The organism is Glycomyces endophyticus (assembly GCF_039531525.1).
In the GTDB taxonomy this organism is placed as follows: Bacteria; Actinomycetota; Actinomycetes; order Mycobacteriales; family Micromonosporaceae; genus Glycomyces; species Glycomyces endophyticus.
The window spans coordinates 1-2,996 of record NZ_BAAAQF010000033.1; the positions used below are offsets into that span (position 1 = coordinate 1).

The 2,996-nt window shown below is 76.4% G+C and carries 2 protein-coding genes and 1 pseudogene; 2 read left to right on the plus strand and 1 reads right to left on the minus strand.

The features are described from left to right. A pseudogene (locus tag ABD419_RS23860) lies at window positions 1–1,453 on the minus strand (hypothetical protein); the annotation flags it as partial. 170 nt (window positions 1,454–1,623) lie between these two features. On the opposite strand from ABD419_RS23860, the gene ABD419_RS23865 reads away from it, so the two are divergent. After that, a complete protein-coding gene (locus ABD419_RS23865) occupies window positions 1,624–1,947 on the plus strand; it encodes a hypothetical protein (RefSeq protein WP_344492279.1) in 324 nt (107 codons plus the stop codon). Between the two features lie 9 nt (window positions 1,948–1,956). Next, on the plus strand, window positions 1,957–2,996 hold a 1,040-nt coding region (locus ABD419_RS23870; protein WP_344492282.1), incomplete at its 3' end, for a WXG100 family type VII secretion target.

The following is a 2,996-nucleotide window of genomic DNA, read 5'->3' on the forward strand; positions in this document are numbered from 1 at the left end:
CCCCCGGCGCGAACACGCCCGGCGCCCCGCCCTTGAACCCGGGACCGACGGCCGCCGCGACCGCCGCGCCGCCCGCCGGCACGGCCCCGCCGCCCAGGGCGCCGCCCGGTGAGCCGAACCCGCCTCCGCCGCCCGCCAGGCCGCCGGAGACCGCACCCCCGGCCGCCTCCTGCCCGGGGGCCGAACCGGTCGGCTCGGTCGCCGCGGCCTCGGTGCTCGCCGTGCCGTCGCCGCCCGGCGGCACCGGGGTCGGGTCCAGGGTCGCCTGCGGGGCCACGGGCGGCGCCGGCTGCTCCATCACCGGCGACGCGAGATCCATATAGGACGAATCGGCGGTCTCGGGGCACGGCCGGTCCGACCCGGGGGTCGCCACCGCCGCGAGCTGCTCGCTCTGCCCGCCGAGCTTCTCCCCGATCGACTCGTCGATCGCGGCCTGCCGCTCCGCGTACCCGGCCAGCTCGGCCGAGATCCGCGACGCGAACGCCGTCTTCGCCTCCTCGCCCGCCACCGACCGCGCCTCCGCGACCGCCGCCGCCGGGTCCACCGCCGCCGACCCCGCGCGCTCCTCGATGAACGCCCGCACCTCCGCCGCCAGAGCCGCGTCCGCCCCGCCCAGCTCCAGCGCCTTCTCGGCCTCCTCGCAGCCCATGAGGATGCAGTCCCCGTGCCACCACGCGGGCCGCACGTGCACCGCGACCAGGCTCGTCCACTCCCCGTCCGCGCCGACCAGCGGCGCCGGGTACGGGATCTCGCCGGAGTCGCCGCCCTGGAGCGTGTAGATCGCCTCCTCGCGGTGCCGCAGCTCCGCCACGGCGTCCTCGATGTCGTCGAGCACGCCCTGCACGAGCGCCCTCGCCTGGCCGGCCTGCTCGCTGAACGCGTCGAAGTCCGTTCCCGCCCAACCGGACGACAGCTCCGCGAGCCGCGTCCGCATCAGGCCGGGCCAGTCGGCGAGCACCGCCGCGACCTCCTCGGTCCACCCGGACCGCAACCGCTGCAGCGAGAACGAGTCCGGCTCCAGGGGCCGTACCGCGGCGACCGCCGACCGGAAGTCGTCCTCCGCCGGGTACGACATCCCCTCGCAGCGCGGCTTGAACCGCCCGAGCTGGCCCTCGACCGGCACGGCCGAGACGAGCCGCTCCCAGTCCTCCTCCGCGGGATGCGCCACCGGGTGCGGGCACGCGCCCGACGAGCACCCGGCCCGCCCGCCGCCCGAGCCGCCCGTGTCGCCGAACGCGATCTCCGAACTCGCGGCCGGCTCGGTGTACACCGCCGACTCGTACGCGTCGTCGTACGCCGCCTCCGAGTACAGCGCGTCGTCCGCCCCGTAGTCCGCGTCGCCGTACACGAGCGCCGCGCCGCCGTCGGCCGAGCCCGCGTCGAGCACGGTCACGTACTCCGAGCCCGCGTCCCCGCTCGGGGCCGAGCCCTCGATCAACCCGCCGTCCGTCATGCCGGTGCACCTCCCTGGATCCTCGGTGTGCGTCCCAATGGAAGACCGGGGCGTCATGGAAACGTCACGACTTCGCACCGCCCGCATCGGGACCGGACCGTGACGGCGGCGGGCACAGTGCAGGGAGGCCGCAGGGCGCCCCGCCCGGCGCCGACGCCCGAGGAGGACCAGTGGACGTGTACATGGAAGTCGAGAAGGTCCGCGGCGGCGGCGCGGACCTGCGGACGATCGCCCCGGGCGCCCGCAAGGCGTCCGACCGGGTGCAGGCCCCCGCCGAGCACGCCGCCTCGGGCAACGCCGGGTTCCTCACCGGCGACGCCGGCGTGCGCTGGCAGGCCGCCCTCGGCGAGGTCACCCAGGGCGTCGAGGACCGCGTCTCGTGGCAGGGCGAGCAGGTCACCGGCAGCGCCGACGACATGGACGGCACCGACACCCGCGTCGGCGGCGAGTTCCGCCGCATCGAGCGCCGCACGCCCGCGCGGCGGCGGGACTAGGAGGACCGGATGCCCACCTACGAGCAGGCGCTGGCCGCGAACCCGGCCGCGTTCACCGACTACGCCGCGGAGATGGCCGCCGCGGCGACCGACCTGACCGAGCACCGCGCCGAGTACGACTCGACGGTGGTGGCGATCAACGCCGGCTGGGAGGACGAGGCGAACGCCGCGTTCAACGACGACGCGGTCGTCGTCGACGAGCACGTGGAGGAGGTCGTCGAGCAGGTCGGCGGCGCCGCCGAGATGCTCAAGGCCGGCGGCACCGCCATGGAGTCCATGGTCAAGCAGCTCCAGGCCCTCGACGCCTCGTACCGCGGCGCCGGGTTCACCGTGCAGCCCGCGCCGAAGGTCGAGCTCGGGGCCGTGCACTGGGCCGCGATCGCCGCCGCCGGGCCGTTCGGGCCCATGCTGCAGGCGCTCTTCCAGGCCCGCGCCGACGAGGGCACGATGCAGCTCCAGCTCGGCCTGACCGTGCTCACCGCGACCGACACCGCCGTCGGCGCCGGCCTCACCGGCGCCGCCGAGCAGTTCGAGCCCTTGACGGACAAGGGGAGCGGCTTGGAGCGGACCGACCGCCGCACCGACGTCGCCGCCGACGACACCGGCCAGGACGGCGAGGACGGCAGGGGCACCGAGGACACCGCCGACGAGGACCCCAAGGGCGGCAAGAAGAAGGGCGGCCCCGAGGACGCCGAGAAGCAGCAGCAGGGCAAGGACGAGGACGAGGACAAGGGCGAGGACGACGACCGGGACGAGCAGCAGGACCAGGGTCCCGAATCGGAGCAGGAGGACCCGCAGCAGGACCCCGAGCAGTCCGGCCCCGAGACCCCCGGCGCCGGTCCCGCGGACGGGCCGCCGGAGATCCCCGGCTACGAACCGCCCGGCCCCGTCGACCACACCCTGCCGGACACCGGGCCCGCCGACCTCCCCGACTTCGAGAGCGACTGGGACCCGGCCGAACTCGGCGAGCCCGCCGACCTCCCCTCCGGCGGCCTCGCCGGAGGCGGCGGCGGGATCGGCGGCGGTGCCGGCCCCGGGTCGCCCGATCT